The sequence below is a fragment of the Lentilactobacillus kefiri genome (genome assembly GCF_009739535.1).
In the GTDB taxonomy this organism is placed as follows: Bacteria; Bacillota; Bacilli; order Lactobacillales; family Lactobacillaceae; genus Lentilactobacillus; species Lentilactobacillus kefiri.
The window spans coordinates 552,313-578,629 of sequence record NZ_CP029971.1; the positions used below are offsets into that span (position 1 = coordinate 552,313).

A 26,317-nucleotide genomic window follows, 5' to 3' on the forward strand; every position below is an offset into this window, starting at 1 on the left:
TGCATTAGGATACAACTAAAAAAACTGGCGCTCATCAAAAGTCACATGATTTTTGATGAACGCCAGTTTCTTTTTTTGAATTCAAAATGTTAAAGCAAAATCATTTTTATCATAACTTAGAAAGTAATTTGGCCGACAATCAATCCATAAATCGTATAGATTGCAGCAATGACAATCACAATTGCAAGCGTCATTTCAACTGGTCCAAAGACTTTTTTGGCATGGTTGTCCTTCTTTTGAAGAATCCAGAATACTGGAATTCCTGCAGCAAACAGCAGAGACATCAGGAGTAGGAAGTTTGCGCCGGCGGCAAATAACAGCCAGCAGGCATAAATACTGGAGATAACACCAATGATGATGTTTCCCATTCTGCCTTTGCCATGATCTTCATTGACCGAGTACTTCAATTGATAGAATGCTGAGAATGCGTATGGAATCAAAATCGCAGCACTGGCAATTGAATAGAAGAAGTTATAAGCAGAAACTGTAATCAAGTATGAGAACATGAAAATTTCAACACAGACATTGGTTACAGTTAATGATGTGATTGGCGCACCATTCTTATTTTCCTTGGCAAAGATCTTTGGGAACGTTCCTTCCTTGGCGGCTTCGTATGGTAATTGACCGGCAAACATGGTCCATGACAACCAGGCACCAACAACGGAAATAATCAATCCGCCGTTAACAACCATCGCACCCCATTTACCAACCAAGCTTTGAAGCAACTCAGCCATTGCCGGCTGGGTCAAGTGTGAAAGTCCTGCCCGACTCATAACACCGAATGATAGCAAGGTAATTAACATATAAATCAAAATAACGGTAATAATTCCAAGAACGGTTGCTTTACCAACATCGGAACGCTTACGTGCCCGACCTGAGAAGACAACGGCTCCTTCAATTCCGATAAATACCCAAACAGTTACCAGCATCGTGCTCTTGGCTTGAGCCATCACACTGCCAAACTCAAACTTACCGCTTGGTGTGTACCAGAAATCACTGGTAAACATGTTCATCTTGAACGCGAATATCACAATAATGATGAAAAGGAATATTGGAATCAATTTGGCAATCGTAATGATTGTGTTAACAAATGATGCTGATTCAACTCCCCGTAAAATCATGAAGTGGCAGGCCCATAAAATAAATGATGCCGCAATGATTGACCAAATGTTTTGGCCATCACCGAAAATTGGCAGGAAGTAGGCAACCGCACTCATTAAAAGCGTTGCGTAACCCACATTTCCAAGCCATGCGGACAGCCAATAGCCCCATGCGGAGTTGAATCCCATGTACTTACCAAATCCGGCTTCGGCATAACTATAAACCCCGGCGTCAAGATCCGGCCGTTTCATCGTCAAATTCTGGAACGTTAAAGCCAACATGACCATTCCAATGGCGGTAATGACCCAACCAATGATAATGGCACCAGCACCGGCCCCAACGGCCATATCGTGCATTAGGTTGAATACCCCACCACCGATAATTGATCCAACGACCAATCCGATCAGTTCGAGCAGTCCTAATTTACCATCGTGCTCTTTCATTTAGCTCACTCCCTCGAATGAAAATATTTAATTAATATGAATCATCGTCGATCTTTAAAATTTTAAAATACTTACGATTATATTGAACCTTGTTCTCCGCGACCAGTTGTTGAACCATCTGGCTGGTGGTTTCCCTCGTCGTTCCGCTGACCTTTGATAGTTCAACCAGCGTTATTGGATACGGCACAAGGATCGTGTCATCTTCTTGAATTTCACCGATTTGCTGGCCAATGAAGAGAATGGCGTTCCAAACCCGGCATTTGGCACTGGTAGTTACCATGCGCTGAAGCTGAGTCTCTGAAGTGTTGATGATTTTGCTCATCTCTTTAACGGCATTCACCATTAACTCGGGATTTTCACGCAAGACTTCTTCATAGATCGGCATTGAGAATTCGGCTAATTTGACTTCAGACATTGTTTCAACCGTATAGGCATATCGATCGTCCTCAAATAAGCCAATATAGGGAAAGGCTTTTTGTGGTCGAATGTACAAATACAGCTGTTCATCACCGTTTTTATCCCAGTGAAAAGACTTGCAGACACCGTCGATTAAATAATAAAACCGATCCCGTGTGTCACCTTGGTCAAACAAGATCTGACCCCGATGATAGGTTTTGACTTTCATTTCATTAATCAGTTGCTCGATATACTTGTCACTTAGCGGACTGAATTCCGGATGACTGCGTAGTTTTTTCGCATAGTCGGCATAATCACGCTTATTCTTTAAAATCATAAATACACTCCCAAAAGCGGTTACATAATTGTGTTCTCATTAGTAGTGTACCCCACATAACGTGATTAAACATTAAACGGCTCTAAGATGATTTTAACGTCAATTCGAAAACAGCCTATTTCGGTTCAATAATGGTTCCAGAACCATCGTTGATGAATCCTTCGATGTTGTCCAAAGCAGTTACAACGGCTTTGTTGCCAGTTGCTTCCACAAAATCAATTGCGGCTTCAACTTTAGGCAGCATACTGCCTGGAGCAAATTGCTTTTCGCCGATATATTTATGCAGGTCGGCAACTGAAACATGTTCCAATTTCTTTTGATCCGGCTTGTTGAAGTTCACGAAAATATTAGGAACGGCGGTCAGGATGATCAACGCATCTGCACCAACCAATTCGGCTAATTTTTCACTGGCAAAGTCTTTATCGATAACGGCTTCTTTACCAACTAGCTGATGGCCCTCGGTTACGACCGGCACGCCACCACCACCAACTGAAATTGGTACGATTCCGGCGTCAACTAAAGCATTGACAGCTTTGGTTTCAACAACACCGATTGGCTTTGGTGAAGGAACAACCCGGCGATAACCACGGCCGGCATCTTCAACAAAGTTGAAACTTGGATTTTGTTTCTTGGCCAAGTCGGCATCTTCTTTGGTCATAAAAGGTCCGATTGGCTTGGTTGGGTTGGCAAATGCCGGATCATCGGCACTGACTTCAACTTGGGTGACCACTGTGGCAACCGTCTTATCCAGGCCTTTTTCGCTAATGACCTGATCCATGGCGTTCTGCATCCAGTAACCGATGCTTCCCTGCGTCATGGCAACACATGAATCAAGCGGCATTTCAGGGTTCTCGTTGGTACTTCCTGCAGCCTGCTGTAATAATAAGTTTCCAACTTGGGGACCATTTCCGTGAGAAATGATCAGTTGGTCGCCGTTTTCAATAAATTTAACCAGGTGTTCTGCCGTATCGCGTAATGCTTGTTGTTGTGCAGCAGCTGATGCATCCTTTGACAGGATGGCGTTACCACCTAGGGCAACTACGATTTTACGTCCCATAATAATTCTCCTCTGTCTTAGAAAATAATAAGGGACTGGGACAAAACAAATGTTTTGTTGCCAGTCCCTTGTATTGTTAAGCTATTTTTCAAGGTGGGTACTAGGCTGAAACTGTTTTGGCTGTCATCCAGCCGAAACGTGTTCGGGCGCAACTGATGCTAACTTCTAAGTGTCCTTTGGCTAAAACCCAAGACCGGGCTTTCAGCCAAAACACCCTTAGAAACCGCATCACCCGTTGCTGCTCACACTCTAGGAATAAAGAGATTACCTAAAGTTGCGGCCATCATTGCCTTGATTGAGTGCATTCTGTTTTCTGCTTCTTCGAATTGACGAGCATACTTGCTGGTAAACACTTCATCAGTAACTTCCATTTCAGTAATGCCGTACTTCTTCTCAATATCTTTACCATATTCAGTTTCGGTATTGTGGAATGCTGGCAGGCAGTGCATGAAGATTAATTGATCATCAGGAGTACCGGTCTTCTTCAATGCTTCCATGTTTACCTGGTAAGGAGTTAACAATTTAACTCGTTCTTCCCAGTTGCTTTCACCCATTGATACCCAAACGTCGGTATAAACAATGTTTGAACCCTTCATACCTTTATCAAGGTCATCAGTGATTAAAAGCTTTGCGCCTGACTTCTTAGCGAAGCCGTTGGCGATGTTTTGGATTTCGTCAGTTGGGAACAATTCCTTAGGAGCAACAATGTGAATGTTGACACCCAGGATTGCACCGGTAACAAGTAATGAGTTGGCAACGTTGTTACGGCCGTCACCCATAAATGTCAAAGTCAATCCTTTGAGTTTGCCAAAGTTTTCCTTAACAGTCATGAAGTCAGCCAACATTTGAGTTGGGTGCCATTCATCGGTTAAGCCGTTCCATACTGGAACACCACTGTCGCGGGCAAGAATTTCAGCATCACTTTGCTTGAATCCACGGAATTCAATTCCATCAAACATGCTGCCCAAAACTTTGGCAGTATCGGAAGTTGATTCCTTCTTGCCTAATTGAATATCGTTTTGGCCAAGGTACTCTGGGTGAGCACCAAGATCAATAGCAGCTGTGGTAAATGCTGAACGGGTACGAGTTGATGACTTTTCGAACAGAAGGGCAATGTTTTTGCCTTCCAAGTAACGATGAGGAATATGGTTCTTCTTCAAAGTCTTGAGATGCAATCCAAAGTCAATCAAATATTCGAGTTCTGCGGCTGTAAAGTCTTTTTCGGCTAAAACACTGCGTCCTTGAAATACGTTTTGTCTGAAATCTTTTGTCATAATCGAATTCTCCTTGATGATTATTGTTTTGCTTGGGTACTTGGGTTTGTTTTTGTAGAGTTGTTTGGTGGATATGTTCGTTGATTTGGAGCTTAACTAGTAACTACATGTTGGTGCGGTTAGACAGCTTAGCTGAAACGCGCTCCGACGCAACTGATGCTAACTTCTAAGTGCACTTTAACTAAAATCCCAGAACCAGGGATTTCAGTCAAAGCACCCTTAGAAACCGCATCACCCGTTGCTCGTCGCACTCTGCTTTAAACGTGCTCCGACACCCCTGGTTCCTACTGTGTAAGGTAAAAATTCTAACGATGAACCAAACCCGTTCATCATTAAAATTTCTACCTTACACTCCGGGACCAACCCAGGCCTCGTCACACTCTAGTCTAAATATCCTCTCTCACAATTGGGCAGCTCATGCAACGTGGGCCCCCACGTCCTCTTGACAATTCACTTGAGATAACCTCAAGCACTTTGAGTCCGTGTTTTCTAAGCAAATCGTTTGATACATAGTTTCTATTATAAGTAACTACGACACCAGGTGCGATTGCCAATGTGTTTGAGCCATCGTTCCATTGCTCACGGCCGGCGATGATTGGATCTCCGTTACCAGTTGGGATCAAGTCAAGATCATCAAGCTTCAAAGCATCCTTCAAAACTTGTTTGAGGTCTGTTCTGTGATCCAAGTTGAGTTCACCATTCTTGCCTGGAGTAATTGTCCAAGTATCGATATGGCCGCCTTCACCTAAGATTCCTGGGTGAACAGTAAATTGATCGTAGTTAATCATTGTGAACACAGTATCCAAATGCATCATTGCATGGTTATGCGGAATCTTAATTGCAATAACGGTGTCAAAATGACCTTCTTTAAATAAGTTTTTAGCAATATCTTGAATGGCATCAGCTGAAGTACGTTGTGATACTCCGATTGCCATGACATGATCATTTAAGACTAATTCGTCTCCACCTTCGATACGAGTATCGTGGTTTCGATCACGCCATACATGAACACCCTTGTTAGCAAAACGTGGGTGATACTTAATAACGATTTCATTGAAGAGTGATTCGCGTTGTCTTGCAGGGAATGTCATGTGGTTAATACTTAATCCTTCACCGATACATGCCGAAGGGTCACGGGTGAAGTAAAGGTTAGGCATTGGATCCATGTAGAACTCGTAACCTTCCGTCTCAGCAGCACTTACTAAGTCTGTTGGTACGAAATCAACTTCGTTCTTACGGATACCTTCCATGATCTTGTTGACCATGTCTTGATTGTTCATGCTGCCGAGGTATTCTTTCAATGCATCATGAATGGTACCTGCTGCATATCCAGATTCGGTCAACATTTGCTCCAAGAAGTCATTACGTACTTTGTCACCAGCTGCATCTAAAGCTTCAGCAGCTAATTTTTCAAGATACAATACTTCGACACCGTTGTCTCGTAAAGTATCGGCAAAGTAATCATGTTCCTTTTGGGCAATTGGTAAATATGGAATGTCATCGAATAATAACCGGAGCATCATGTCAGGTGTAAAGTTTTCAATTTCTCTACCCGGACGTTTCAGTAAAACTGTTTTCAACTTACCGATTTCCGATGTTACATGAATTGGACTTGTCATTTTGTTACCTCCTCTTCCATTAATACAAATACATCATAACCCCATTTGAAAACGTTAACGCATATTTTTTAACATTTAAAATGTGAAAAAGCTCACACAATTAGCACGCCAAATGTTTACGCTTTCATTTTATAAACCTTCTTGCGGGATATTCGCTTTGCAGCAGCATGTTTATGGGTAATTATGCAGTTTGAAATGTTTAAATTAGAACATAAGAATTTGATTAGATTTCTAAACTACTTAGGGTCTGTCTGGAAACTATTTAAGCCAAATCAAAATTGAAGCAATGTAAATGGTTTGTAGAAAAACATGCACTAGTTTATCATATCGCGTCGCAATCCGCCGGTAATTCTTCAATTGATTAAAGTAATTCTCGATCAAATGGCGTTCACAATAGACGTAATAATCACAATCCCACTTGTCTTGGGCATTACTTTTAGGTGGAATCGTATATTGACCGCCTTCAGCTTCAATATACTGGCGCAGTTCCTTAGTCCCATAAGCTTTATCGGCAATCAGATTAACGCCGGCTAAAGCTAATTGTCGCAGTAATGGTTCAGCTGCCCGACTATCATGAACTTGGCCGCCGGTAAGGATAAAACATAATGGATTTCCAAGGCCATCCACCACCGCATGAATTTTAGTGGTTCGACCACCACGGCTTAGACCGATGGCTTGATTCTCAACGTCACAGCGGGCGTTTTTTTAGCGCCCGTGGCCTTTTGATGAGCTCGAATGCTAGTTGAATCGAGGCTGATATTTTCCATATCCGGTTCATCGATCAAATCCTTAAAGATCCGTTCAAACAAGCCGGCATCAACCCAACTACGATAACGACTATAGCTGGTTTTCCATGAACCGTATCGTTCAGGAATATCACGCCAGGTGGCGCCACTTTTTAGCAACCAGAGAACCGCATTAAAAACTTGGCGATTAGGTATTTTAGGTGGGCGTCCGGTTTTATAGGGCGGAAAACGGTCCTCAATCCGGGCCCATTGCTCATCAGTAATTTCATAACGTTTCGGAATTGTCATCGGCGAAAACCTCAATTTGTTTTTTATCAAGATTATACACGATTATTTTGTTTCCAGACAGACCCTAATCATAACAGTTTCTTCACGATTTTCATAATTTGTTCTCATCTGTTTGGTATAAATATTTTCGAAGTTCATAAATTATTCATAGATTAGTAAAAGAAAATTCATCTTTTTAAACTGGTTAACGGTCGAAATCATTGTCTGTAAAAGCGTTTTACTTAATTGAGAATTTTCGCGTAATGTATCTTCATGCACATTATTTCAAAGGCAAGGCATTCTTGTTACAAAAATTAAGAATGCTTCAAAACCCTTGTCTATCCGCTCGAATGCAGGCAAAATGGAAAATGTATTAGGGGGTAAACTCAAAAATGGAACCTAGAATTAATTCTCGTAAACATTTATATCGACTTAAAATTTACATTATCTATTCAATTGCTTTCCTGTTGGTCTGCCTGGCAACTTATACGATTCCCTGGCTGGCCGGGAAAACACTCATCTGGAATGTGGATGGGATCGCCCAACATTTTCCAATTCTGGCGCAATTTCAACGAATCCTTCAAGGAACTTCTCACCAGTCGCTTACCGGCTGGTCATGGAACCTTGGCGCCGGTGCCGACCAATTAACCACCTTTGCTTTTTATGTCATTGGTGATCCGTTTAGCTACCTGATCGCTCTTTTTCCTGCTTCAAAGTTGGAACTGGGGTATCAGTTGTTAATTCTATTGCGGCTTTACTGCGTGGGCTTGGCATTCCTGGCTTGGGCTAACGAGCGCCGATTCAGTACCCACAGTAAATTAATTGGAACCATTATCTATACATTTTCCGGATACAATTTTTACGTTTCAATGCATCACCCATTCTTCATTTTGCCAATGATTCTCTTTCCACTGTTGGCAATGGGGATTGAAAAGATTCTCCACAAGCAAAACTGGCTGCCACTGGCAATCGCCGTTGCCCTTTCATTAATTAGCAACTTTTATTTTGCCTACATGTTGGCCATTGGATCACTCGTCTATTTGGTCACCCGGTGGGTCGCAATTCATCACCATTATCCAGATCGAATTCAGCCGGTCAAGACACTTTATTGCTTGGCTCAAGCGATCATTAGCGGTATTTTAACCGCCAGTGTCGTCCTGCTGCCAACCCTTATGACGGTGCTGCAATCGACTCGAATTGCCTATCATGCCAAGTTTGCCAACGGACTGCTGCTGTATCCACTCAAATACTATCTTTCACTGCCGGATCAGATCGTGACCAGCACCACGACCAAGGATTACTGGTTGGTGCTTAATTTCTGTGGGCTGACATTTTTGGCCGCCGTTTATATCCTGAAACATTTCTCGAAGTTCCGATCACTGGCAATCATTATCACTTTAACCATCGTGGCGCTTTTATTCCCACAATTCAGTGCTTTGGCAAATGCCATGTCGACACCGTCCAACCGTTGGCTTTTCTTAATTGTTCTGCCAATGTGCCTGGCGACGATGATATTTGTCGATCGACTGCCCAAGTTAACCAGAAGTGATATTACTTGGCTGATTGTTGCAACTTTCGGGTTAATCATTCTGGTCTGGATCACCAAGGGTCTGACCCTCAACATCCCTCAAAATGATTTAGTTTCATACGGTATCCTGCTTAGTTTCCTTCTATTAATTGTCTGTCAGACAACGCTCAAAATATCGCCGCGAAATACCGGCTATATCTTAACGGCGTTAATCTTGGTCAGCACGGTGAGTGCCGGTCAAGGTTGGTTCAGTCCCAATAACAGTCGAAACATTAAATCAAACCTGGTTACCGGAACCGCCTCTCAATGGCTGAAGAAATACTATGACGGTGCTGAAAACGCCTTGCCAAAACACGGTGACTTTTACCGAACATCAACCATCAGCAATTTTTATCCTCACAGAACTGCCGGGAATAATATTCCAATGGTTCTGGGTACTCATGACCTGGGCGCTTATTATTCCATTCAAAACGGAAATGTCTTCAAATTTACCCGTTCACTTGGCGACGCCCGCGCCGTGGTCAATTCCGTTATTGGTGAAGGCGACGGCCGAACCACCCTTCTGAATCTACTGGGCGTGAAGTACATTTTTGCCAAAACCGATATTCTTAAGAACCCACAAACCATCCCTTATGGATTCCATTTTGTCAGAAATCAGGCAGGAAATATCGTCGATTACCCAGAACAACCAGTCAGCGGCTTGAGTAACCACTCAGGAACTATTTTACTGGAATCTGATTTGGCACTTCCTTTGGCTTATACTCAGGTTCATGCCATCTCAGACGTCAATTACAACAACATGTCCAAGCTGCAAAAAGAACAGGCATTGCTGCACGGGACGGTTGTCAGCAAGCCCGTTGACGGGGTTTCATTATCTCAACCCAAAAATCCTGTCAAAAACGTTGACTACACCACTCAAGTGTTTACGCAACACATTGTCAATTCATCCATGAAAGCAGTCCTCGACCGAATGCGGATTTCGCCAAACGGTAGATACCGTCAGGCCGCCAAAGAATTCAAGAACGGAATTCCAGCCCACAAAATCAAAATTTGGGCAAAGGCGACTGGCGTCCATCCAAGCAGCAAACCACTTCAAAACATTTTGCGGAAAAATGCCAAGGTCGTTGAACGCAACAACGTCGAAAACGCAAATAGCCTTCACCTGATGGACAACGATGCTCAAGGCCGTCATTTGTCATACAAGTTGAGCATTGATAATCCTGAAAGATACAAGAATAGTGAGTTATATTTAATCATTGATGGGGTTTCAAGAACCCGCCACACGACAATGGATCGAATCAATACATTAACTGCTGATTCAATCATTGACGGTCAACCAGTTTCAAAACTACAAAAGATTAACCGGTTCAGAAAAGCCTTACAGTATCCTGACCTGGGAGCTTACACGTTGTGGGCTCAATCTTCCAACAGTTTTAACTTCATTCGTCAACTGCCGATTAACAACCTTTCCGACTACGAGGATCGGCAACATATTGTTTTGAACCTTGGCTATTCAAGCAAGGTCCGCAAAGCATTTACGATCCACTTCAAAGGGGTCAAACAATTACGGTTCAAGAGTGTTAAATTAATGGCCGTTCCTTTCAATAAAAACTACAATAAGCAGATTCACAACCTGCAAAAATCCGGCTTGAGCGATCAAAAGGTCACGAATAATTCCGTATCCGGATACACTGATACGGTTGAGCGAACTCGAATCCTGACAACTTCAATTCCATATTCATCCGGTTGGCATCTGACCATTGACGGCCAGCCCGGTGACATCTTTAAAGTCAACAAAGGCTTTGTCGGAGCCCGGATTCCAGTCGGTCGGCACTTTGTAAAATTAACCTACAAGACGCCGGGATTATCCCTGGGAATCATCTTAACGATGATTGGCCTTGCATGGATCGCAATCTTTACGGTTATTTCTTCCGGAAGATTCATTTACCGGAAATTCAGTAAAAAAACACGATCCTAATTGAATAGCGTCATCATTTTATCCCTCACAAAAGGAGCTTAAGATTGGACTCAAACGTCCGACCTTAAGCTCCTTTTTGTGTGTATTTTTTAATTCCGACTCGTGACTTACTCTTTGATACTTGATACGAGCAAATCCGGGTTGGCATGTTCTGTAAACAGATCGTTGATTTCTCGTGCGGCATTAACCGATGGACTGAAGGTGACGATCGTGTCATAGCCAGCCAAGGTTCCCGACACATTATCCATGTGAAGGTCATCAATGACAGCTGCCAATGGGTTGGCATAACTTGGCTGGGTATGAATCACGTTCACAAATTGAATTTGGCGAATATCGGTCACGGTTCCGTTAATCATGCGATACATTCGTTCAATTTCGTTTTGATTACCCGATTTAAAAATCATGTAGCGGGAATTTCCTGAACTGTCAGGTTGTTTAACAATCTGCATTTCGCGGATATCTCTTGAAAGTGTGGCCTGGGTAACATTAATACCGGCCACCTTCAGCTTTTCCATTAACTCATCCTGGGTTGTGATCGTATATTGATTGATAATCTGCTCAATTTTGGACTGACGAGCTTCCTTCTTCATTATAAAGTGCATCCCTTTCACATCTGATAAATTGACTAGCCAAAAACGATTCACGGCTTGTTTAAATATTCAGTAATTAACGTTGAATTTGCATAACACTATCATAACAAATCATAAACCAAAGTTCGCCTATTTTCCAAAAAAGAAACAATTATTTCATACTTTCTTCAGAATTGGTTGGAGTAATGCCAAGTTTCCTTGGCGTGCTTAGGTGTCAGGTGCTTTTTATCATCATAAACACTGATGTCGGCACCCTTTCCACTCAGCAGTTCAGCTTCGACTGAATCTTGATAAACGGAGAATTTAAACTCGTTTCCGTATAAGTGAACTCTGAATTTAACGCAGTTCCAGGTTACCGGTAAGTGGGGCTTCAGACTAAAGCTGGTAGCGTTATTCACGATACCGACAAAGCCATACATGATGCCTTCCCAGGCAGCCCCCAAGCTTCCGGCATGAATCCCGTTTTTGGTATTATGGTGAACATCCATCAAATCCGTCTGAACGGCCTGTGAGAAGAAGTTGTAAGCTTGCTTGTCTTTACCTATTCTGGCAGCAATAATCGCGTAAATCGCCTTAGACAGGCTAGAATCATGGGTTGTAATCGGCTCATAGAACTCATAGTCAGCTTTCAGTTGATCCAACGTATTTCCTTCTGGGAACATGAAGTCAACCATCACGGTATCCGCCTGCTTATTGACCTGTTGCCGATACAGCATCAACGGATGGTAGTGCAGCAACAACGGGAATTTGCTTTGGTCAATTGAAGCCAGATCCATCTTCGGGAGCTGTTCAAAGTCCTGAAATTGCAGCTTAACATTCTTGCGCTTATCGTACGGCAGATACATCGATTCAGCAGCCTGGTCCATCGATTTAATTTCATCGACTGTCACGTTGAGACGACTGAGGATGCCATCATCACCACGGAACTTCCGGGCGTATTTAACGGCCAAGCGAAGATTGTTTTGTGCCAAAGCGTTGGTGTAATAGTTGTTATCAACCAAGGCACTATACTCATCCGGTCCAGTAACCCGGTTCAATACAAATTGACGTTTACCATTTAGCTGAGCATAGTTGCCATATTCCATCCAAAATCTGGCTGTTTCAAGAATAATTTCAAACCCGTAGTTGCGGATAAAGGCCTCATCGTGGGTAATCTCGTAGTATTGCTCAACCGCAAATGCGATGTCGGCATTAATATGAAATTGGGCCTGGCCTGCCAACCAGTAGGCACTGGATTCATAACCGTTGATTGTTCGCCAAGGATACATGGCACCCTTTTCCAGGCCAAAGTCGCTGGCCTGCTCTTTGGCAATTTGGAGTGTATGATATCGAAACATCAACAACTTCTTGGCAACTTCCGGCTGCGTGTATGTGAAGAATGGCAGCATGAAGATTTCTGTATCCCAGAAGAAATGACCGCCATATCCATTACCAGTCAACCCCTTGGCAGGAATGCTGGTTTGTTCATTACGTCCGGCAGATTGATTAAGCTCAAACAAGTTAAATCGGACACACAGTTGAAGCGCTGGATCACCTTCAATCTGAACGTCACTGTGAAGCCAAAATGTCTGCCAGACTTGAGCAGAAGCCATCAGTTCAGATTTGAACGTCGTATCCATGATGTAGTTGTCCAGTGCGGAAAGGTATTGGTCGGAGTACATATTGGCGTTAACCAATGGATGAATATCGCCAATAGCAAATAAAAATTCAAACTCTTTGGAACTACCGGGTTTGGCAAAATACTTACTCCGGTAGCCATAATGATGGTTACTATCTCTGAAATATTCAATTGGAGGATTTGGCTCGAAGTTTTCAGTAGCCTTAAAGTGATAATGGCACCCTGCTGACTTCTAAAAGTCGTCACCAGATAACTCGGCTGACCGTTGTCCGGAATAAAGTCCAATTGCATTTGACCCAGATCAGTGCTGACCCGGATATCGTCATCCTGCTGATGAACTTTTTGGTTAACGTAATCATGAACTTTGATGATTTCGACTTCATCGGAAAAATTTGTCGGAATGATTGAATATTTGACCCCAAATACGTTGGTTTTGCTCAAACTGGCAAAGCTCTCAACTACCAGATTAAAGTTGCGGTTTTCAGGCGTTGTCACACTGAAAAGTTCGTGCAGCAAGCCCGTCTGCATGTCCAAGTTTTTATCAATATTTTCAACTTTAAAATGATCGGTTAATGAATCCTCACTGCCAACCTTGATTCGAATTGCGCGGGGATCAAACAGCCGATTGATAACCTGATTATTGTCAGGATATCCACGGTATTTTTCACCATAGGAGACCTCTTTATAATCGAAGAAGCCGTTGATAAACAAGCCGGGGGATCCAATATAATCCGGATTGTTACCCTGCAATGGATTGGAGTCACGGACACCGAAATGCCCGTTACCCACGTTATAAATTGTTTCCAGGAAAATCTGTTCTTTGCTTTTTAATGTTTGCAAGTGAATTTGAAATTCAGGTGATTGTTCAATTCTCAATACATAGAACCCCCTTAAATTGGATTATGTATGACTTGATACGGAAAAGTTCTGTAACAATTTTACCATCTATCACAGAAAATTCATGATTTGGCAACAAAATATTCACACTTTTGTGCTAGTACCTTATAGTTATATAAATGATTGAGCGGAAAATCTTAAGATTGATATAATACGACCGTTTAAAGGTTCACCGCCTTTACTGTATAACTGGGAATTGCTATACTTGGTTGTACCTTTTTTTGCAGAATAATGACATCAGAAGTCACTATTCATGCATATATTACTAGAATATCATATAATCTGGTTGGAAGATAAATTAAAAGGCGAGAGGTCTCAAAGGAGAATTACAATTATGAACAGCAAATTACTTTCGTTTCTTGAAGAAATTAAAGCTCAAGGTAACATGTCCAAAGCCGCTCAAGCTTTGTTTGTGACTCAACCATATATCAGTCGGGTTATAAAGAATGCCGAAGTTAACTTTGGTGTCAAACTAATTGATCGATCATCTCATCCAATTCAGTTGACCTACGCTGGTGAACGTCTTCTGGCTTTTCTGCAAGAGGAAAACCGATTGCGAGCCAATCTTGACCGTGAAATGACCCATTTGTCACAGTTTAAATATGGTCATTTGACAATCGCATCCAATGAAGTGGTAACCAATGACCTGTACAAACCGGTTCTTGTTCGCTTCTATAACAAGTATCGGAATATTCATGCACAGATTACCCGCATGACTAGTCGGGACGCCGAAAAGCGTTTGTTATCCGGAACATTGGACTTCTTCATTGGTCACGCACTTCAGAGTCACAAAGTTGAATACAAACCGATTGCCCAATTGCCATTGGTCTTGATTATCCCCGAAACTTCCAAGTTGTATCAACAAGGAAAAGTATTTGTGGATTACAAAGATCTTGACCTTTCCGAGCTTTCAGGTGAAAACTTTATCGGTACACCACAAGAAGATAACTATCAACGACTGGTTACCAGCTTCTTGAATGATATTGGCGTTCAAGCTGATATTAATATTGAAGTGCCGGACCTGCATTTGGCTTCTGACTTGGCATTGGAACATGTCGGTGCGATTATCACACCGGAACCATTTGCCAACCCACGTCGATTAACTGATGAACAGCAAAAGCATATCAACATCGTTAAGATTCCAACCGATGTCTTAACATCCAACTTTGGTATTTCATATATTAAGAACAAGCAGACCTCAGAACCTGTAACTGATTTATTGAATTTGATTTCTGAATATGTGGATGAATATGTGCCTAAGCGTTAATGCCATTAAATAACGGTTAACTCAAAAAGGATCAGCGATTAACGTCGCTGACCCTTTTTATTGTGGACATATTTAATTATTCTTCAACTTTTTTGCTCAAGCCGGTGTGGTTCAATAAAATATTCAAAATAACGGCGGTGAAACTTCCGACAACCATTCCGTTACTCATGATAACTTGAACGGTAGCAGGTAAGTATTGGAACAAATGAGGCTGAGTGGTAACACCCAAACCAAATCCAATGGAAATCGCAATGATCAACAGGTTCTTGTTGTTTAATTCAACCTGTGAGAGCATTTTAATACCTTGAGCACCAACCATCCCAAACATAACCAACATCGCACCACCAAGCACTGAGGCCGGAATTAAAGTGGCAATGGCACCGAACTTGGGGATTAGGCCCAAAATCATCAGCATGAATGCTGAATAGTAAATTGGGGTTAATTTTTTGATTCCAGATAATTGAACAATTCCAACGTTTTGAGAGAACGTCGAATATGGGAAGGTGTTAAAAAGTCCACCAAGGATGGCGGCAATTCCTTCTGAACGATAACCATGTTCCAGGTCACGGTCTTCAAGCTTTCGGCCGGTAATATCACTCAAAGCGAAGTACACACCGGTCGATTCAATCATACAAGTGAATGCAGCCAGAATTAAAGTGGCAATTGACGACCATTCAAACCGGGGAGTTCCAAAATAAAAGAGTTGTGGCAACTGTGCCCAGTGGGCTTGACCAACTGCAGCAAAGTCAACGGTTCCCATCAAAACGGCAACAATTGAACCAACTAAAATTCCGATCAGAATTGAAATCTGCTTGATAAATCCTTTTGCCCAAATATTCAAAACAATAATAACAAGTGCTGTAAAGAATCCAAGGAATAAATGAGTTGGGTTACCAAATGCCTTGGCAGTGGCATCCCCACCACCAATGTTTTGAAAGGCAACCGGCATTAAAGTAAAACCAATCAAAGTGATCAATGAACCGGTAACAACTAATGGGAAGTACTTCCGCATATGGGCAAATGGCTTCGCAATCAGGATAATGAAAATCCCGGCAATAATGATTCCGCCATACATATATCCCAAGCCAAAGTTTTTACCAATCGACTGTAATGGTGCCACATACTCAACAGCACATCCAAGAACAACCGGCAGGCCAATCCCTGTAATCGGTGTCCGACGGATTTGAAGCAGGGTTGCAACCCCACACATGAAGATATCCATTGATACCAGATAGGTCATCTGAGTAGCGTTAAATCCAAGCGCCCCACCAATTAACAGTGGAACCAGGATATCGCCGGAATACATAGCGAGAAGATGTTGAAAACCTAAAATAGCATTACGAACTGGTGATTTACCACCTGAAACAGAAACATTATTCATGATGTTCTCCCTTTTATTCGTGTTTTAAACAATAATAATATGTTAACATGATTTTTCGTCAATAACAACGGAATTCCCGAATAATAACGCTATCAATTCCATGAAAAATCCGTTGTTATGAATTGCTTACAGCTTAGCCCCAAAAATACCGAATAAAAAAGCCGAAACCGACTTCGTTTCGACTTTCAAAAAGTTAATTTAATTGAGCTGATTATCAATACCAGCCGTATGCTTTCCAGTGGTGCTTGGCGTTAACCCAGCTACCGTAACGTGCATGAACATAATGATCAGCAGTCTTTTCCTGGTTGGCTTTTGAGTAGTTACCATGTAAGTATGAAGCACTTAATTGGTAACGGCCGATGTAGCGACCATTGCGGGCATGGTATGAACCGCGTGATTCGTGATAAGCGATCCAGTTCTTGGCTTTTTGGTTAGCCTTTGATAAATGTGATTTATATACTTTAGTAGTTTTAGCTTCTGCGATTTCAGTGGATGCGGCAACGTTCATAGTGCCATAGAAAGTTAATGCAGTCATTAATGCGATAATGATCTTTTTGAGTTTCATGAAATATATTATTCCTTTCGTTTCGTGTTTAATCAACACTGAAGAATATACTCCTTGCTATTTACAGGCACGTGTCCAGAAAATTACAAGCCTGTTAAGCTGAAACCCGTTTTAGTAACATTCTCATAACATATCATGAGTAAGCGCTTATATAACGGCAATCGTAAAACGAAAAAATCGGTGAAATTCACGTGGAATTCACCGATTTTTTTATGTTAATTATTCGAAAATTGTTTGAAATAGCTGTTTTCCGAGAATATTCATTGCTTTTATCTGGGAATTTTGGCTGCCATTCTCGGATAAAACGACCGCAATAAATGCTCGATTCTTGTGTTTAATGATTGCTGCGTCATTTTGAACGCCGTAATCTGGAAATTCACCGGTTTTGTTATAAATCGTTGCTGATCCCCTAATTAATGCCGGAATTTTCGACTGGTTGGCATTGCCTTTCAACAATTGCAACATTTGAGCATCGTAATTTGATCCAAGCAACTGACCTGTGTAGATCGCATTTAACGTCTTGCCAACATCATCTGCACTTGTATAGTTGTCTCGGCCGGCCTTTAAAGCCGTGTAATCCAACATTTTTCTTTGAATTCTGGTGTTGTTGCAACCCAGTTCTTGAATTGATTTGTTAATTGGTGCCAAGCCGCCAAGCTTGTCAATCAACACATTAGTTGCCGTGTTATCACTGTTTTTGATCATCAAATTCAGCAAATTAATGCAACTTAGCCTGTTGGTATCTTGATTGGCCAACTGCCCTGTTCCACCCACCTTGTCATCCTGTGGAATCGAAACCATATCATTCAAATGTAATGTTCCGGCTTTAATCTGTCGAAAAGCTTCAACCATAACAAATATTTTAATATCACTGGCAGAACGTTGACGACGGCTGCCATTAATATGAATTGCCTGATGATCACCAATTACCTTGACGTAGCCGGAGGTCTTTTTGGATGCATCATTCACGCAAGTTTGCAGTGCATGCTGAATTTGGCCATTTTCAGAACTGCTTTTAACCTGTTTCTTTTTTTCTGGCGTTTTAGTCCGTTGACTGGATTTCTGGACTGAACTACTTGTTGAATGAGCCTGCTCTGTACTGTGCTTCTGCGTCGAACATCCTGATAACACCAGCAAGCTCAGTAAAGCAGCAACTTTAATACTTAACCCAAACTTCATTTACAAGGTCTCCATGATAAGTTTTGCCATCAGTCAATACTGAATTACCATCATATGATGTATATCCATAATAGGTTTCAACTTGGCCATTACTCCATGTCACGTCAATTTTAACGTTGGCATTAATGTTTTTGGTCTTATTTGTTCCGGTTGTCACATCATACGATAAAATGCCACTTTGGCTGTCGGCAGAAATGGTGGCAACACCATGGAGACTCGTGCCGTCTGTATTTTCCTGATCCACCGTTCCATCGGAATCAATGATTAAATCACTCTGAAGTCGATCGGGATCATAGTTATAAAATTGATAGTCTCCGGTAAATTTTGAATAACTTGAAAAACTATCATTCGTGCTCAAATCTGTTGTTCCACCATTCGAGTTGGTATTAGCAGTCTGATTTTGCTTCTTGGCTTTTTTAAGCAGGAAGGCATCATTGCTCTTCTGCAGCTGGAAATATTCCGTTTTAAGGGAACCAAATCCACTCTTGCTTAAATCAGCAATCCGAATACTATTCAGTGTTTTGTTTGAAGCCTTATAATTGCCACTTTCATTCAAGGTACGAGCGGATTTGATAATTCCTTCGTACTCCGAAATCTTGTTTTGCTCTTTGGAACTTACCTTTGGCTTGTTGTTATCACTAGCACTTTTACTCGAACATCCGGCAACAGCGAATGTAAATGCAGCCAACACACTTAGAACTACCCCAAATTTTTTCATTGTAATCTCCCACATATAATTAGAATGTTATTCTATTATATAATAGTTTAAAATCACAATCTTAACAATGGGAATTCTGCTAAACTCGTTTTAATGTATACTAATCTGTGGGAGGGATATTCGATGGAACCTCATTTTAATAAAATTACCAAGTACGGGTATGACAAAATTGCCTCTGAAATTCGCGATCTTGAAAATTCCCGTCCAGCAAAAATTAAAAATCTGGCAGATGCCCGGGCACTCGGGGACCTCTCGGAAAATGCCGAGTATAGTGCTGCCAAAAGAGAGCTTCGTCATCTGGAAAGCAGACTCAGGTTCTTACGTAAGGAGCTTCAATATGCGCAGGTTTACACCCATTCCAACAACGATACAGTCGAAGTTGGTAAAACGGTCACCTTTGAATTTATGGATGATCATTCCACGGACACTTATGAAATCGTTGGAACCCCGGAAGTTGATATTGATCATAATAAGATTTCAATTGCCTCACCAATTGGCGCCGCATTATTAAATCATCATTCGGGGGACGTTGTCACGGTTTCGGCACCACAATTAACGTATAAAATTAAAATTGTTTCGATTAAAGTTTAAAAGGACCGGCATCTGCCGGTCCTTTTGTGGATTCATGACTCACTTTTTCTGGAGAATTTGTAATACAAATAACAGCCCACAATCACAACAACGACAACCAAAATGACCATCAGCCACTCATCAACAATCCCGAGGATCTGATCCCAGGCACGACCGGCAAAATGACCAATGATGATCAGAATAGTATTCCAAACAACGGTTCCAATGGTTGTTAGTAAACAGAACCGGCTAAAGGGAAAACCGGTCATCCCGGCAGGAATCGAAATCAGGCTCCGGACAACCGGAATACACCGGCCTAATAGAATGGCCTTGCCACCATGGTTATTAAAATACCTGGCGGCTTTTTCAATATCGGCAGGCTTTAACCGCATCAATTTGCCCAATCGACCGGAAACCAATTTTTCAATCTGCTTCACACTCAAGAGCCGACCCACGCCATATAAAGCGATGGCTCCAATCAACGCGCCCGCTGTCGCCGCAAGAACCGATCCCCAAATCGTCATCTTGCTGGTAACGGTCAAATAACCTGTAAATATCAATACCAGTTCGGAAGGAATCGGCGGAAAGATATTCTCAATTGCGATCAAGAAGGCAATTCCGAGATACCCATACTGATTAATCAATTCAATAATGGTATTTTCGCTCAAATTGGTTCCTCATTTCGTTTGTAAGTATCAGAATTATAACATATCCAAAAGAATCATCTTTGGAAACCCTCATTGAATGCCGTATAATTAAGGTATTAACAAAGGAGGATGATCATGAAAACTGTAAAAATTGGTAATACAAATTTTGAAGCATCTGCAGTTGCACTTGGCATTATGCGCATGGCTGGTATGGAAACCGCTGACGCAGCCAAAACACTTGAAACTGCGGTTGATACCGGGATTAACTTTATTGATTCAGCCGACATCTATGGTGGTGGCGAATCTGAAAACAAATTCAGAGAAGCACTAAAAGCATCCGGTATTTCTCGTGACAAACTGTTCATTCAATCCAAAGGCGGTATTATTTTGGATCCGGCCCGAAGCCATGATGGCTTAGTATTTGGCCAAAGATATGACTTCTCCAAGCAGCACCTGATTGATTCTGTTGACGGCATTTTGAAGCGAATGGGCATCGATTATTTGGATTCATTCCTGCTTCACCGTCCAGATCCATTAATGGAAGCTGACGACATTGCCGATGCATTTGATACATTACAACGCGAAGGTAAAGTCCGCCACTTTGGTGTTTCAAACTTCAACCCCCAACAAGTTGAAATGGTTCAATCATGGATTAGCCAACGTTTGTTAATTAACCAGTTACAATTTAACGTTGTTCATTCAGGAATGATTAAGGAAGGCATGCACGTCAACATGATTGATGACGGCAGCATCATGCACGACGGCGGAATCATGGAATATTCACGTCGCAAGAACATGACGATTCAAGCATGGTCACCATTCAACTACGGCTTGTTTGCCGGCATGTACATCAACGATCCGAAGTTCAAGAAGTTAAATGACAAATTAGCAGAACTGGGTAAAAAGTATGGTGTTTCAAAGGATGCCATTGCCACTGCCTGGATTCTCAGACATCCTGCTCACGTCCAAGTATTGCTTGGAACAATGAATCCAGAACATATCAAGGACAGTGCTTCAGGTGCAGACGTCGACTTGACTAAACAAGAATGGTACGATCTGTTCTTCGCAGCCGGAAACGATTTGCCTTAAAAATCAATTGCTGCCAAGTATATTGGTAATAGTCGATAAAAATAAAACCACAAAAAAGATCAACCCGGAAAAATTTGGTTGGTCTTTTTACGTATTTATTTAATGATGGCTGAAGAGTCATCTTTGCTTCCCCTGGCAAAATGCACCTAAGTGTGCATACTTTTCCAATACGCTTGCCTTCAAACAACCTTTTTTGGTATGTTTGAAGGCAGAGTCTACATATAGAATTGAGGTTAATCATGAGTCAACATAAAAAGTACCATAAGACTTATCATCAAAAAAGCCGTCATCCATGGCTCAAGAGCTTAGTCGCCCTGGTTGTCATTCTTGGTGGCATGTGGCTGGGTGTCGGTCAACAGTCAAACAGCTTTACAGCCTTTATCAGCCAAATTTCCAGTTCCCTTTTTCATTCAAATAAAAGTGTTGCCACCGACCAATTAGCCAAACTTGATTATCATTCCGGCGATCCGAGTTATGTCTTCGTCAACCACAATAAGGCGAAACTGGATCCTAATACTTGGAAAACCAACAAGGTCATTTATTCAAACTTGGATAACTTTCACCGCACCAGTACCGGCAACTTGGCATACTTGGAATCCTGCAATGTGGTATCAGACCAAAACCGGGTTCGTCAATTTGTGGAACCGACCGCTTGGCATCAAAAGTTCATGGATGGCCAGCCGATTATCAACCGTGGCCACTTAATTGCCTATTCAATCTCCGGTGGAATCAGCTCATCTGGGAAATATAACCCAACTGACACTTCCGGGGACCAAAATAATCCGAAAAACTTATTCACCCAGACCAGCTTTTCCAACCAACAGGTGCAAACGATTTTTGAAAGTAAAGTCCGCGAATCTCTTCGCCGGGGCAATAAAGTGATTTTCTTTGCCAAACCGATTTTTAGAGGAAACGAACTCATGGCAAGGGGCATTCATCTCGAAGCCATTTCAACAAACAAATCTTTAAACTTCAACGTTTACCTGTTTAACGTTCAACCCAATATTCAGTTCGACTATTCAACTGGCAGATCTCACATTGATCGGAATATGAAAGTACCCGAACCATAAAACAATAAACATTCGCACAAAAAAGGACCCGCATCTTGCGGATCCTTTTTGATTCAAATAATTATGCCCGTTGTGCGCCATCAATGACAAAATCGGCACCGTTGGCGAATTTGGATTCATCGCTACCAAGGTAAATACAGATTTCACCAATATCAACTGGTTCACCCATGTGGCCAACAGGGATCGTCTTAGTGATAGCTTCCTCATATCCCTTGGGAATAATATCAGTTGCGATCCAGCCGGGATGGACGTTGTTCACGCGAATATCAAGTTTCTCCTGTGCAAGTGCCAAAGCAGTTGCATGGGTTAATAACCGGCTACCGCCTTTACTTGCCGAATAAGCTGGGCTCATTGGCAGGCCAACCAGACCGGCAACGGATGAAATGTTGATAATTGATCCCTTGCCACCAGCATATTTCTTCATGGCTTTAATGCCATATTTTTCACCAAGAAAGGTTCCAGTTAAGTTGACATTGATGACTTGCTGCCAGTCTTCCAGGCTCAAATCTTCGAGTGGTCCATTCTTACCGCCGACACCGGCGTTGTTAACCACAATATCAACCTTGCCAAATTTATCGATTGCTTTTTGAACAGTGTTTTGCCATGACTTTTCATCGGCAACATCCTGCTGAACAAATAATGACTTGTCGTCACCAAACTTTTCAACCGCCTTTTTACCGCCATCAACATTATGGTTGGCAGTCAAAACAACTTTGGCGCCCTCACGAATATAACATTCAGCGATTCCCAGGCCGATACCTGCAACACCGCCAGTGATAATTGCAACTTTATCTTTCAAACGATCCATATATAACCTCTCCCTTCTGTCCTTTACGCCATCAGTGTAACCGAGCTGATTTTCAATATCAATCATTCTGCTCATTCATTCACATATCAATTGAGGTCGTTGCCTATTCATTATCATGGTAGAATATTCTCAAACATGTCACTAACTGGATACAAGGAGTTAAGACAATGGCAAAAATCACGGACACCATGCATAAACAATCAGAACCACTTTGGGAATCAAGCTTCAATCATCCCTTCATCAAGCAACTTTCTGCCGGCTCATTGCCCCAACAGACTTTCCGATACTACTTGAAACAAGACCGGTATTACCTGGAAAACTTTGCGGCACTTCATGCAAAGATTGCCGACCAAATGGATGATCCCGACATCAAACAATTCCTATATGCCGGTACTCAAGGGTTTAATGACAGTGAAAAAGAAGTCCGAACAGCCTTCTTTCAGGAATTAAATATTACCCAACAAGAAATCAATCAAACTGAAATTGCTCCAAATGCGTATAGTTACGTTACCCATATGTATCATGAACTCAATGAAGGCACACCGTCGAGGGCAGCTGCCGCGCTGTTGCCATGCTACTGGCTGTATAACGAAATCGGTAAACTGCTCATCAAAGCAGGCTCGCCAATCAAAGTTTACCAGCAATTCATTGAAACATACGACAGCAAAGCATTCACGAATGCCACGGCCAAAATGATTCAAATTGTCGATCAATTAGGCAACGAGGCCGATGCAGAGGAGCAGGAACAAATGCAAACGGCGTTCCTTAGAAGCAGCTACTTTGAACTGCACTTCTGGGAAATGGCCTATCGACATGAGATGTGGTAACCCGAGCCCCCCTCATTTCATCAACAGCCATTTTCGCCGCATAACATAAAGCACCAAAAATCTCACGACAAACTAAAGGAGTTTAATCAAAAATGCCCATCTATATGTTTCATGGTTACACAGCCAGCCCTGACGATCATTGGTTTCCATGGCTGCAGAAAAAAGTTGAATCTGAATTAGGGACTGTCTGAAAACTAAAAATTCAGGTATAATCTGAGGAAAAACGAATCGAGGCATTCCGATGACAACACCTAAACGATACGAACTGGAAGATGCTCAGTGGGACCGAATCAAAGGATACTTCCCGCCATACCGGACTGGCCGTCCATCAAGCCTAGACAACCCGCCCTCAACGCTATCCTCTGGCTCATGCGCAGCGGGGCTCCTTGGCGTGATCTACCTGAACGCTATGGCTCTTGGAAAACGGTGTATAGTCGCTTCCGAGCCTGGGTAAGTTCAGGCTTGTTCGAACAGGTTTTTCTCGAATTGATTGACGATCCCGACATGGAAAACTTGAGCTTAGATTCAACGATCGTTCGAGCGCATCAAAAGGCCACTGGGGCAAAAAAAACGCCGAATGTATGGTCGAAAATCAAGCTATTGGACTAAGTCGAGGTGGCCGAACGACCAAGATTCACGCACTCGTTGACGGATTAGGGAATCCCTTGGGTTTTCGCCTAACAGGTGGTCAAGTACATGATAGCCAAGTTGCCAGTGAGTTGCTGGAAGGCTTCGATATTTCTCAATCAAATATTATCGCGGATAAAGCCTATGGCACCGCGAAACTTCGCCAGTATATTGAAGATAAAGCAGGCGTCTATACCATTCCGCCAAAGGAAAATACCAAAGACAAGTGGACCTGTGATTACCACGTTTATTGTGAGCGCCATTTGATTGAGAACTTCTTCAATCAGTTGAAGAACTTTCGTAGGATTGCAACGCGTTATGATAAGCTCGCTCATGTTTATCTGGCTACGGTTTACATTGCCTCAATTTGCATCTTACTTAAGTAGTTTTCAGACGGACCCTAAACACACCATTTAAAAGATTAAGCTTTCCAGATTCGGATCATCCCGTTGTCAGCGCTTGGGATCAGTATTGTGACACCCACATCAAGGCTGAAGACAATATCACTCTGGTTGGTCACAGTCTCGGATGCATCCAGGTTCTTCATTATTTAGATCAACATGACATTCACAACATCAATGTTTTACTGATCTCTGGCTTTGACGAACCCATTTGGACACTACCTGAACTCAATCCATTTACCGAACATCCCGTTGATTACACCAGAGTCCTGCCCAAAATCCGGAAAGTTACGGTGATTTCGGCACTCAACGACGATATTGTCCCATATCCATATACATTAACGTTGGCCCGCCACCTACATTCAAAGTTCGTGTTGATGCCATCCGGTCACCACTTCACAGAAACCGGGAAAGATCAACAACTACCAATTGCTTTTGAAGAACTCAAACAGCTGCTTAAATAAAAAATCGTTTCGAATCCACATGTAATGAGTGAATTCGAAACGATTTTATTTTTTAATTTAACACTTCGGAAACTTTCTTAGCCAATGTCCGGGTGTAATACTTTTCACCGGTCAAATCCAAATGGACCCGATCGCTGGCGTACCAGCCCTTGTGGCCTTTGCTGGCTTTGTACCAGTTAACCAAATGAACGTTGGAATGCTTCTTGGCATTCTTGCTGATCATCCGATTTGTCGTGTTCTGCCAATGTCTTGGCACTCTGGTATTAATCCAGAAGATCTGGCGTTTCTTACCAAGGGTTTTTAACACGGAATTAATATCATGCTGAGTTGGCGGACCATTAATTCCCAAATTAATAACGATGTATTTAGCCAAGTGACCTCTGGCTTTCAGATGTCGGACAATTCCCGGCAATGAATAGAACTGACGGCCAACCGAACCACTCACCGCACTGTGACGGAAAACCTGCTTAACATCCGGTTTAACATCAATCATTACGGAATCACCGATTGCAGTGATATGGGTCTTGGAAGCTGTTCTGGTTTCCAATTTGTTTAATTTGTATTTTCGGGCAACTTTCTTTTCGTGCTTGGTCAAATGAATTTTGGCAACTTTCTTGGCCAACTTGGCCTTTTTGACCTGCTTTGCGCTGCGGGTAGTCGTTGAGTGACTATTATTGCCTTGGGACACCTTGCCGATACTGAACATCAACAAGCCCACAACTACGATTGCCCCGAGGCTTAATAATAACGATTTTGCAACTGAATGTTTCTTAATTGAATGTTTTGGCATTTTAACTCCCTTGAAATTTCCACAACAATGTCTAAGACATCTTATAACAAAGTGTCTCAGAAG

22 protein-coding genes and 2 pseudogenes are annotated in these 26,317 nt (G+C 42.2%); 8 read left to right on the plus strand and 16 right to left on the minus strand.

Annotation, left to right across the window (positions count from 1 at the left end; translation table 11 throughout):
• Positions 1–116: 116 nt before the first annotated feature.
• The 6 genes from arcD to DNL43_RS02960 all read right to left on the minus strand — a co-directional run bounded on the left by arcD (position 117) and on the right by DNL43_RS02960 (position 7,261).
• Positions 117–1,544, minus strand: coding sequence for an arginine-ornithine antiporter (gene arcD, locus DNL43_RS02935; protein WP_056982825.1), 1,428 nt, complete (start codon positions 1,542–1,544; stop codon positions 117–119).
• A 31-nt stretch (positions 1,545–1,575) separates the two neighbouring features.
• Entirely contained in the window at positions 1,576–2,277 is a 702-nt protein-coding gene (locus DNL43_RS02940) for a Crp/Fnr family transcriptional regulator (RefSeq protein WP_054769587.1), read from the minus strand.
• A 115-nt stretch (positions 2,278–2,392) separates the two neighbouring features.
• A complete protein-coding gene (gene arcC, locus DNL43_RS02945) occupies positions 2,393–3,334 on the minus strand; it encodes a carbamate kinase (RefSeq protein WP_054769588.1) in 942 nt (313 codons plus the stop codon).
• Between the two features lie 242 nt (positions 3,335–3,576).
• Complete coding sequence (gene argF, locus DNL43_RS02950) at positions 3,577–4,608, minus strand: ornithine carbamoyltransferase (RefSeq protein ID WP_054769589.1); 1,032 nt, start codon at positions 4,606–4,608, stop codon at positions 3,577–3,579.
• Positions 4,609–4,994: 386 nt separating this feature from the next.
• Positions 4,995–6,227, minus strand: coding sequence for an arginine deiminase (gene arcA, locus DNL43_RS02955; protein WP_156644990.1), 1,233 nt, complete (start codon positions 6,225–6,227; stop codon positions 4,995–4,997).
• Between the two features lie 258 nt (positions 6,228–6,485).
• Positions 6,486–7,261, minus strand: a protein-coding gene (locus DNL43_RS02960) for an IS5 family transposase (RefSeq protein ID WP_094753971.1) whose coding sequence is annotated in 2 segments (ribosomal slippage) — positions 6,486–6,934 and positions 6,934–7,261 — 777 coding nt in all. Because the reading frame shifts where the segments join, the coding sequence is not laid out codon by codon here.
• 371 nt (positions 7,262–7,632) lie between these two features.
• Between DNL43_RS02960 and DNL43_RS02965 the strand changes: the two genes are divergently transcribed.
• The gene (locus tag DNL43_RS02965) at positions 7,633–10,746 is read left to right on the plus strand and encodes a YfhO family protein (protein ID WP_095345058.1); all 3,114 of its coding nucleotides are present in this window, start codon (positions 7,633–7,635) and stop codon (positions 10,744–10,746) included.
• Between the two features lie 107 nt (positions 10,747–10,853).
• Here the strand turns inward: DNL43_RS02965 and DNL43_RS02970 are convergent, their stop codons facing one another.
• The 3 genes from DNL43_RS02970 to DNL43_RS12350 all read right to left on the minus strand — a co-directional run bounded on the left by DNL43_RS02970 (position 10,854) and on the right by DNL43_RS12350 (position 13,830).
• A complete protein-coding gene (locus tag DNL43_RS02970) occupies positions 10,854–11,336 on the minus strand; it encodes an arginine repressor (RefSeq protein WP_054769691.1) in 483 nt (160 codons plus the stop codon).
• 167 nt (positions 11,337–11,503) lie between these two features.
• Positions 11,504–12,997 (minus strand): glycosyl hydrolase family 65 protein, encoded by a 1,494-nt coding sequence (locus DNL43_RS12345; protein ID WP_225439251.1) that lies wholly within the window; start codon positions 12,995–12,997, stop codon positions 11,504–11,506.
• Positions 12,928–13,830, minus strand: coding sequence for a glycoside hydrolase family 65 protein (locus tag DNL43_RS12350; protein WP_225364670.1), 903 nt, complete (start codon positions 13,828–13,830; stop codon positions 12,928–12,930). The genes DNL43_RS12345 and DNL43_RS12350 overlap by 70 nt, the downstream gene beginning before the upstream one ends.
• A gap of 355 nt (positions 13,831–14,185) precedes the next feature.
• Here DNL43_RS12350 and DNL43_RS02980 point away from each other — a divergent pair, with 355 nt between their 5' ends.
• Positions 14,186–15,118: a LysR family transcriptional regulator gene (locus DNL43_RS02980; protein ID WP_056981440.1), complete on the plus strand. Its 933-nt coding sequence runs from the start codon at positions 14,186–14,188 to the stop codon at positions 15,116–15,118.
• A gap of 76 nt (positions 15,119–15,194) precedes the next feature.
• On the opposite strand, the gene DNL43_RS02985 is transcribed toward DNL43_RS02980, so the two are convergent.
• The 4 genes from DNL43_RS02985 to DNL43_RS03000 form a co-directional block, all read right to left on the minus strand.
• Complete coding sequence (locus DNL43_RS02985; RefSeq protein WP_056981442.1) at positions 15,195–16,499, minus strand: nucleobase:cation symporter-2 family protein; 1,305 nt, start codon at positions 16,497–16,499, stop codon at positions 15,195–15,197.
• Between the two features lie 214 nt (positions 16,500–16,713).
• Positions 16,714–17,064 carry an aggregation-promoting factor C-terminal-like domain-containing protein gene (locus DNL43_RS02990; protein ID WP_054769692.1) on the minus strand — a complete coding sequence of 117 codons (351 nt, stop codon included), beginning with the start codon at positions 17,062–17,064 and terminating at the stop codon, positions 16,714–16,716.
• Between the two features lie 219 nt (positions 17,065–17,283).
• Entirely contained in the window at positions 17,284–18,243 is a 960-nt protein-coding gene (locus DNL43_RS02995; RefSeq protein ID WP_056981444.1) for a serine hydrolase, read from the minus strand.
• Positions 18,221–18,961: a hypothetical protein gene (locus DNL43_RS03000; protein ID WP_056981447.1), complete on the minus strand. Its 741-nt coding sequence runs from the start codon at positions 18,959–18,961 to the stop codon at positions 18,221–18,223. Before DNL43_RS03000 ends, DNL43_RS02995 begins: the two co-directional genes overlap by 23 nt.
• 123 nt (positions 18,962–19,084) lie before the next feature.
• Between DNL43_RS03000 and greA the strand changes: the two genes are divergently transcribed.
• Positions 19,085–19,552: a transcription elongation factor GreA gene (gene greA / locus DNL43_RS03005; protein WP_156644992.1), complete on the plus strand. Its 468-nt coding sequence runs from the start codon at positions 19,085–19,087 to the stop codon at positions 19,550–19,552.
• 32 nt (positions 19,553–19,584) lie between these two features.
• On the opposite strand, the gene DNL43_RS03010 is transcribed toward greA, so the two are convergent.
• Positions 19,585–20,199 carry a DedA family protein gene (locus DNL43_RS03010; protein ID WP_054769696.1) on the minus strand — a complete coding sequence of 205 codons (615 nt, stop codon included), beginning with the start codon at positions 20,197–20,199 and terminating at the stop codon, positions 19,585–19,587.
• Positions 20,200–20,313: 114 nt separating this feature from the next.
• Between DNL43_RS03010 and DNL43_RS03015 the strand changes: the two genes are divergently transcribed.
• Both DNL43_RS03015 and DNL43_RS03020 read left to right on the plus strand, forming a co-directional pair.
• Positions 20,314–21,267 carry an aldo/keto reductase gene (locus DNL43_RS03015; RefSeq protein WP_156644994.1) on the plus strand — a complete coding sequence of 318 codons (954 nt, stop codon included), beginning with the start codon at positions 20,314–20,316 and terminating at the stop codon, positions 21,265–21,267.
• 239 nt (positions 21,268–21,506) lie between these two features.
• Positions 21,507–22,337 carry a DNA/RNA non-specific endonuclease gene (locus DNL43_RS03020; RefSeq protein WP_054769698.1) on the plus strand — a complete coding sequence of 277 codons (831 nt, stop codon included), beginning with the start codon at positions 21,507–21,509 and terminating at the stop codon, positions 22,335–22,337.
• 61 nt (positions 22,338–22,398) lie between these two features.
• Here DNL43_RS03020 and DNL43_RS03025 read toward each other — a convergent pair whose 3' ends face one another.
• Positions 22,399–23,145 (minus strand): glucose 1-dehydrogenase, encoded by a 747-nt coding sequence (locus tag DNL43_RS03025; protein ID WP_056981451.1) that lies wholly within the window; start codon positions 23,143–23,145, stop codon positions 22,399–22,401.
• 167 nt (positions 23,146–23,312) lie between these two features.
• Here DNL43_RS03025 and tenA point away from each other — a divergent pair, with 167 nt between their 5' ends.
• From tenA to DNL43_RS03040, 3 genes and pseudogenes are all read left to right on the plus strand, one after another.
• Entirely contained in the window at positions 23,313–23,972 is a 660-nt protein-coding gene (gene tenA, locus DNL43_RS03030; RefSeq protein ID WP_056981453.1) for a thiaminase II, read from the plus strand.
• A 241-nt stretch (positions 23,973–24,213) separates the two neighbouring features.
• A pseudogene (locus DNL43_RS03035) lies at positions 24,214–24,985 on the plus strand (IS5-like element ISLpl3 family transposase).
• Positions 24,986–24,999: 14 nt separating this feature from the next.
• Positions 25,000–25,464, plus strand: a pseudogene (locus DNL43_RS03040) (RBBP9/YdeN family alpha/beta hydrolase); the annotation flags it as partial.
• A 52-nt stretch (positions 25,465–25,516) separates the two neighbouring features.
• On the opposite strand, the gene DNL43_RS03045 reads toward DNL43_RS03040, so the two are convergent.
• Positions 25,517–26,254, minus strand: a complete 738-nt coding sequence (locus DNL43_RS03045; RefSeq protein ID WP_054769422.1) for an SGNH/GDSL hydrolase family protein — start codon at positions 26,252–26,254, stop codon at positions 25,517–25,519.
• Between the last annotated feature and the right edge of the window lie 63 nt (positions 26,255–26,317).